This is a genomic window from Legionella quateirensis, from assembly GCF_001467955.1.
In the GTDB taxonomy this organism is placed as follows: Bacteria; Pseudomonadota; Gammaproteobacteria; order Legionellales; family Legionellaceae; genus Legionella; species Legionella quateirensis.
This window is the reverse complement of the sequence record NZ_LNYR01000046.1, coordinates 116758-124152: the sequence shown is the minus strand read 5'-3', so window position 1 is coordinate 124152 and position 7395 is coordinate 116758. Positions and strand designations below refer to the sequence as shown.

The following is a 7395-nucleotide window of genomic DNA, read 5'->3' as shown; positions in this document are numbered from 1 at the left end:
CCAGGAGATCCCTCGCTTCACTCGGGATGACGGTGTTTTATTCGTCATTCTGAATGCATACGCCATGCTTAATGCATACGTCATTCTGAATGCACACGCCATGCTTAATGCATACGTCATCCTGAATTTACACGTCATCCTGAACGCAGTGAAGGATCTCCCTTCAAGTGGCACCGTACTCGACTTCCAGCCACAACCAGGAGATCCCTCGCTTCACTCGGGATGACGGTGTTTTATTCGTCATTCTGAATGCATACGCCATGCTTAATGCATACGCCATCCTGAATTTACACGTCATCCTGAACGCAGTGAAGGATCTCCCTTCAAGTGGCACCGCACTCGACTTCCAGCCACAACCAGGAGATCCCTCGCTTCACTCGGGATGACGGTGTTTTATTCGTCATTCTGAATGCATACGTCATCCTGAATTTACACGTCATCCTGAACGCAATGAAGGATCTCCCTTCAAGTAGCACCGCACTCGACTTCCAGCCACAACCAGGAGATCCCTCGTTACACTCGGGATGACGGATCAATTTCGTCATCCTGAACGCAGTGAAGGATCTCCCTTCAAGTAGCACCGTACTCGACTTCCAGCCACAACCAGGAGATCCCTCGTTACACTCGGGATGACGGATGAATTTCGTCATCCTGAACGCAGTGAAGGATCTCCCAATGTGGGCACAGTACTACCTTCAGGATGGCTTTCTCGATTCTGCTGAGAAGTTATTTTTGAGCCTTGTGTTGCTATTTGTTCTCCTGCATACTGATTCCTGTTGTTATTTTTTAGATTTTGATAAGGAGTATCAAGAATGGGATTAAAATCGGGAATTTTAGGATTAAGTCTTTTATCAGTTGCGCATGGAATAGTGGCTGCTCCAGCCAATGACACTGTACGAGTGATTATTAAGTACAAACAACAACCTGTAGCATTGTCTTCCTTGAAATCTCAAGTGTTCAAGTCAATCCATTTACCAGTTAAAGAGATGAAACCCATGGCTAATGGAGCGTATTCATTAATATTGGATGCTTCGAATGCACCCTCTATTAAAGCCAATGATGGAGACAGTACTGAACTTGTTTTGGAACAATTACGTAAGAATCCCAATGTATTGTATGCAGTTAAAGATCGAATTGGATATTTTAAACCCGTGCCTGATCCTGTTGTCAGTTTGGAATTAAGCCAATTATTATCACATGACAGTCAGTGGGATGAGTTTCAGCGTCCAGCAGGTATTATGTTGGAATCAAAACCTGGATTAAGAGATGGCGCCTGGGCATATACAACGGGTAATGCGAAAAAACCTGTTGTAGTCGCTGTTTTGGATACCGGAATTGCCTTAAATGACAGTCTGGTGAATAACCTGGTTAGAGACACAGAAGGAAATGTTTGGGGTTGGAATTTCGCAGGTAATAATAATGATTTAAGTGATGAAACGAAGTCGTACCATGGAACACACGTTTCTGGAACCATCGCTGGTTATGGCAATGTCATGACGGGTATTGGAGAAGATTTAAAGATTTTAACAGTTAAAATTCCTGCTGCATCAGGAATGTTTTATGAAAGTGCTGTAGTGAATGGAATTTATTGGGCAGTTGGAGGTGAAGTACCTGGAGTTCCTGCCAATATGCATCCTGCAAAAGTTTTGAATATGAGTTTTGGAGTAGATGAAAAACCGGGTAAAGAAATAGATTATTGTGATGAGGCGTTACAAGAAGCAGTCTTTTTTGCTCGGAAAAAAGGAGCCGTACTTGTGGCCGCTGCCGGGAATGATAATGTATGGGAGCATTTTAATGCACCAGGTGTGTGTAACGGTACTATAAAAGTTGCCTCCACTGGTCCAGAAGGTTTACGTTCCTATTTTTCCAACTATGGTCCCAGCGTAACTCTTGCTGCTCCTGGTGGTGATAAACGATACGGTACAGCGGGCGGCATCTTATCAACAGTTAACCCTGGGGGTGGTTATAATTCATCTGGTTTTGATTTTTATCAAGGAACCAGTATGGCATCTCCTCATGTTGCTGGTGTTGCAGCCTTGGTGTATGCAATCAGCGAAAAGAATTTAAAAGCGGAGCAGGTAGAACAAATTTTGTATATTACGACTCATGATTTTGGACAAAGTAATGACACCAATAAATCCTGTGTTGGTAAGAAACCTTGTGGTCACGGAATATTGGACGCAGAAAATGCAGTGAAAACAGCATTAACCGGCTATGACATTTTATTTTCTGCTCCTCCAGTCTCAGCCTTGTCTACTAATGCTTGTGGCACTAATTCGTTAATACCAGGTCAATCTACTGTCAAGGTGAATGGTGTTGTCTGGATGCAGAATAAAACCGGTTGTGAATCTGAATCAAGCTATCAAAAGCCCCATGTTGCGCTTGATAAGGATGGTAAAATCTATGCTTATTATGGTGCTGTACGCTATATGCTGGATCAATCCTTTTATAAAGAGTGTCATGTAATAGGTTATGATGGTGTGGGGTGCTTTAAGTAGTATCTATTGTAAATTCTATTAATCTAGAGGATTTTGTCATTCTGTATGTAGTGAAAGATTTTTAGAAAGTGGCTGAAGACTGAATAATGTGCAAGTTTGAGGAGATCCTTCACTACGTTCAGGATGACGAATAACAAAAGTCATCCTCGCGAAGGCGGGGATCCATCATACAAGCACAGTGAGGTGCTACTTTTATGCATGAGTTTCCACTTTCGCGAGGATGACGCAAATTTAGCTTAGATAATTCTATTATTGATCAGATGGGCACTATAAAATATGCCGTGATTTCTCCATGCGAAGCCTAATTGGGGGAAACAATGGAGTACCTTGCCTCTTAAATCCCGTATTACGCTTCGCTAATACGGGCTACATAATAAATAATTCGGTACCGACTTCCATCTTCAGCTTTTATTTCAACCAGTTATTCAGAATATCAATAATTTTTTGTGCTTGATCTGTGCTGGATATATTAAATTTAGATTTTTGCCAATATTGATTGTTTCGTTTTTGGTAACGACGAATGGAATACTTTACCGGACCATATTCATTTTTAGCATTATCCCATTCCTGGTACTTGAACATGATAGTGGTCCATGCTCCTTTTGATAAAACTTGTTTATCCAGTTCTTTTGTTGTTTCAGTCCCATTCTCGGAATAGGCAATGGTGATATCATCTACAGTTTCAGTCATCTAGATTACTTCCTTAATTAATTATTGATGGATTGTAGTTTGCCATCAACAAAAGTCAAGGAAACTGAAGGTTGATATTGCCCAGGCTGATAGATCCATATCTGGGGTTTAGTAGCAGTAGGTACTGTTTGATTAATGTAGGTGTTGTTTATTACATCCGGACTTCCGCAGGCACCATAAACTTTACTGACTGGATCATTCATCTGGATACTGGTGCCATTACACAGACTGGTGGCATTACTGTTCCCGCCATTAATCTTGATTCCTTTAACCTGATTATTTGCCACATCGATTTCCATTTGAGCGCCGCCACTGCCTGTTTGAACGTTCCAAACACCATAGAAGGCAGTACTTGTACCTTGATTGTTATATATTAATTGCTGGACGGGAATTTGTTGAGTGAGTGGTTGATTGGATTCTTGCTGACTTACCGGTTGTCCGCATGCGGCTATAACCTCATCAGTTGTCATACCTACATTAATGAAGGCATGGTTTTGAGGACAATAATACGATTGATCGGCCATAAGATTAAATGGCAAAATAAATAATGCGAAACTGGCACAATATATAAATTTCATATGTTCAATCCGGCTATCCTTTCAACAATAAGTATAGTTCATTTAGCCAATAATTCATCTAAATTAATCGCCAGGGCAGAGATGCACTGATAAATAAAGTGATAACTTTTAAAATAATCATTATAACAATAGGCGAGAAATCAAAGCCTGATATATCAGGGATTATTTTTCTTCCCAGTATTAATAAAGGTTCAGTTAATAAACGAAGAAAATCAGCAACCGGATGTTGCCAGCCAGGTTTTGCATAACTCATAATAACTCGAATAAGTATCGCATAAAAAAGTAAATCACAGGGCTGAATGATTAAATCAGCCAACACATAAAGGAGTATGTATACAACGGGCATCAGGGTGTGGAATGCGAGCAGGCTCAGGCAAATTATTTTTAGAAACTCAACCAGTATTAGAATTATAAAAGCCATCCAGTCGTATTTTTGTCCTGGTTGGTATTTTAATTTAAATAAGGAATTTACAGGTCTAATTACGGGATCAGTAATTGATAAGATCAATTGGCTGAATGGGCTCAGTGCGCTGACTCTATAGTAACGCAGTGCAATTCGCAACCATAAAGTAAAAAGGACCAAGCCAAAAAATAAAGATGTTAAAAAAATTCCTACAGCGGTAAAACCAGACATTATTTCCCCCATTCAATACAACTGTCTTTAGGTACAGTATTGGAAATTCTCGGTGAATTACGAAAGCTTTATATTTATACTTTCCCTAATTCATGTGCGCGTTGTTTTGCAGCGTTCATCGCTGCTAAGACCAGAGTGTTCAATTGCTCATCCAGTATGCCTACAGCAGCTGCTGTTGTACCTCCTGGTGATGTTACCTTTCTTCTTAACTGGGATAAACTTAAATCGCTATTATGAGCTAAATTAACTGCACCCGTAAATGTTTGCAGGGTAAATGTTTTCGCAATGTGCGGATCTAGGCCCAGGTTTACAGCGGCATCTATCATTGCTTCCATAAAGAGGAAGACATAGGCAGGACCACTTCCTGATAAAGCGGTATAGGTATCCATTTCATCTTCGTTAAAAGCCCAGGTTATTAAACCAATTTTAGAAAAAATGAGTTCAGCCCATTGTTTCTGCTGTTCTGTAGTTGCGTCATTGGCTATCATTGGTGTTGCAGCAAGGCCAATTGAGGCAGGGGTGTTAGGCATCGTACGTATAATAGCCTGATTCCTATTGCAGTATTGAGTAAACCAGGAAAGGCTTAATCCGGCAGCTACAGTGATTAGAAGACTATGTTGTGGAATAAGAGGGGTAATTTCTTTCAATACGGTGCTCATTAGCATGGGTTTGACGGCCAAAATAATAATGTCTGCATTTTTGATCACTTCCTTATTATCGTGATGCGTCTGAATACCTTCCTGATTTATTCCAATCGTTAATGAAGGGGATGCCGCCGATAGTGAAAATGAATCCTGTTGACTTAAACCACGGGCAATTGCTTTTGCCATATTCCCGAATCCGATAAAACTGATCTTCATATTGATGTTCCTTGTCGTTCGCCAAAAATTGCTCTGCCAATACGAACCATGGTTGCTCCTGCCTTGATTGCCGGAACCAAATCATCGCTCATCCCCATGGATAAAGTATCCATTTTAAGATTTAACTCATGATTTATAGAGTGCATGAGTTGGTTCAGTTCTAAAAACAGATGATATTGTTCATCGGGATCCTTTAATGGCGGTGGAATGGTCATCAAGCCTTTCAAGTTAATATTGGGTATTTGACTTACAGCAAAAGCCAAATCCATGGCTTCATCTTTAAGTACTCCGGATTTGGTCTCTTCCCCAGCCAGATTAATTTGCAGGCAAACATTCAGAGGGGGGAGATTATTGGGTCTGAACTCACTGAGCAGTTTTGCAATTTTAATGCGATCAAGACTATGAACCCAATCAAACAATGAAGCAATTCCTTTCGCTTTATTACTTTGAATAGGGCCAATAAAATGCCAACAGATGGGTAAGTGTTTTAATTGAGTAATTTTTGCTTCCGCTTCCTGGAAATAATTTTCACCAAAATCCCTAATTCCATTTCTGAATGCCTCAGTGATTGAATCAATACTTTGTTGTTTACTGACTGCCAGTAATAATACAGAACCCGGTGCTCTGTTCTCATCAATTTCAGTTTGTCTTATCTTATCTCTAATAGCCTCAATATTGTTACTCATATTCATAGGGTAATCACAATGGATTTAAAAATCTAACCATATCAAAATAGTAGGTAGTCCTACAATGTTTGCTGTGTAAGCATTACTGAGCTAATCTTCTAGTAACAATGGGTTGATTGATCAGGGACATTTGAGCATGGATATAGCAGAATTATTAGCCTTTTCCGTTAAGAACAAATCATCAGATTTACACATATCCTCTGGATTGCCGCCAATGATACGTGTAGATGGTGATTTGCGAAAAATTAATTTGCCTGCTTTGGATCATAAAGACGTTATAAAAATAATATACGATATCATGAATGACAGGCAGAGAAAGGAATATGAAGAGTTCCTGGAAACGGATTTTTCTTTCGAAATTAATAACCTGGCACGATTCAGGGTTAATGCATTCAATCAAGCACGAGGTGCTGCTGCAGTATTTCGTACTATTCCCTCGACTATCTTAAGTATGGAGGATTTGAATTTACCTCCAATTTTTAAAGAAATGGCCTGCTTTTCCAGAGGATTGGTTTTAGTTACTGGTCCTACGGGTTCTGGTAAGAGTACCACTCTGGCTGCGATAATCGATTACATCAATTCTTCTCGATATGAGCATATCCTGACCGTTGAAGATCCTATTGAATTCGTGCATCAGAGCAAAAAATGTCTGGTTAACCAACGGGAAGTTCATAAGGATACGCTTAGTTTTAATGCAGCATTACGATCCGCTCTGCGTGAAGATCCGGATATTATTCTGGTTGGTGAGTTACGGGATCTGGAAACAATTCGTCTGGCAATGACCGCTGCAGAAACCGGGCATTTGGTCTTTGGAACCTTGCATACCAATTCAGCAACTAAAACAATCAACAGGATAATCGATGTATTTCCCGCCGAAGAAAAGTCCATGGTTCGCTCGATGTTATCAGAATCTCTACAGGCTGTTGTAGCGCAAAGTTTATTGAAAAAAAATAATGGTGGCCGGGTCGCTGCCTTGGAAATTATGTTGTGTACTGGTGCTATACGTAACCTGATACGAGAAGATAAAGTGGCGCAAATGTATTCTTCAATTCAAACCGGTCAGGCTAAAGGAATGCAAACTCTGGATCAGCATTTGACTGAGCTGGTAAACAATAACATCATATCCCGACATACGGCGCAGGAAGCGGCTATAAATAAAACTTTGTTTTAGAATACAGATGTATTCTTGATTAATTGCCAATTCGATTATGGGGTAATATCCCAATAACCTGAACAACCTGATCCCGAGTGAAACGAGGGATCTTCTGGACGTGGTACTGTGCCTGTATCAGAAGATCCTTCACTGCGTTCAGGATGACGAAATTCATCCGTCATCCCGAGTGAAACGAGGGATCTTCTGGACGTGGTACTGTGCCAGTCTCAGGAGATCCTTCACTGCGTTCAGGATGACGAAATTCATCCGTCATCCCGAGTGAAACGAGGGATCTC

9 protein-coding genes are annotated in these 7395 nt (G+C 40.5%); 4 read left to right on the top strand and 5 right to left on the bottom strand.

Going from position 1 to position 7395, the window contains the following annotated elements; translation table 11 throughout:
- The 3 genes from Lqua_RS18825 to Lqua_RS15560 form a co-directional block, all read left to right on the top strand.
- A partial coding sequence (locus Lqua_RS18825; protein ID WP_238585598.1) for a hypothetical protein occupies positions 1 to 226 on the top strand: 226 nt, incomplete at its 5' end.
- 449 nt (positions 227 to 675) lie between these two features.
- On the top strand, positions 676 to 822 hold the full coding sequence (locus Lqua_RS15565; protein WP_157076154.1) for a hypothetical protein: 147 nt from the start codon (positions 676 to 678) through the stop codon (positions 820 to 822).
- Entirely contained in the window at positions 813 to 2498 is a 1686-nt protein-coding gene (locus Lqua_RS15560; RefSeq protein ID WP_058475206.1) for a S8 family serine peptidase, read from the top strand. The genes Lqua_RS15565 and Lqua_RS15560 overlap by 10 nt, the downstream gene beginning before the upstream one ends.
- Before the next feature lie 408 nt (positions 2499 to 2906).
- Here the strand turns inward: Lqua_RS15560 and Lqua_RS15555 are convergent, their stop codons facing one another.
- The 5 genes from Lqua_RS15555 to Lqua_RS15535 all read right to left on the bottom strand — a co-directional run bounded on the left by Lqua_RS15555 (position 2907) and on the right by Lqua_RS15535 (position 5952).
- Complete coding sequence (locus tag Lqua_RS15555; protein WP_058475205.1) at positions 2907 to 3188, bottom strand: hypothetical protein; 282 nt, start codon at positions 3186 to 3188, stop codon at positions 2907 to 2909.
- 17 nt (positions 3189 to 3205) lie between these two features.
- Positions 3206 to 3766, bottom strand: coding sequence for a DUF2845 domain-containing protein (locus Lqua_RS15550; protein WP_058475204.1), 561 nt, complete (start codon positions 3764 to 3766; stop codon positions 3206 to 3208).
- Positions 3767 to 3824: 58 nt separating this feature from the next.
- Positions 3825 to 4400 carry a YggT family protein gene (locus Lqua_RS15545; RefSeq protein WP_058475203.1) on the bottom strand — a complete coding sequence of 192 codons (576 nt, stop codon included), beginning with the start codon at positions 4398 to 4400 and terminating at the stop codon, positions 3825 to 3827.
- Positions 4401 to 4474: 74 nt separating this feature from the next.
- Positions 4475 to 5260, bottom strand: a complete 786-nt coding sequence (gene proC, locus Lqua_RS15540) for a pyrroline-5-carboxylate reductase (RefSeq protein ID WP_058475202.1) — start codon at positions 5258 to 5260, stop codon at positions 4475 to 4477.
- Entirely contained in the window at positions 5257 to 5952 is a 696-nt protein-coding gene (locus tag Lqua_RS15535; RefSeq protein ID WP_058475201.1) for a YggS family pyridoxal phosphate-dependent enzyme, read from the bottom strand. Before Lqua_RS15535 ends, proC begins: the two co-directional genes overlap by 4 nt.
- Before the next feature lie 124 nt (positions 5953 to 6076).
- Here Lqua_RS15535 and Lqua_RS15530 point away from each other — a divergent pair, with 124 nt between their 5' ends.
- Complete coding sequence (locus tag Lqua_RS15530; protein ID WP_476630074.1) at positions 6077 to 7117, top strand: type IV pilus twitching motility protein PilT; 1041 nt, start codon at positions 6077 to 6079, stop codon at positions 7115 to 7117.
- The last annotated feature ends 278 nt before the right edge of the window (positions 7118 to 7395 follow it).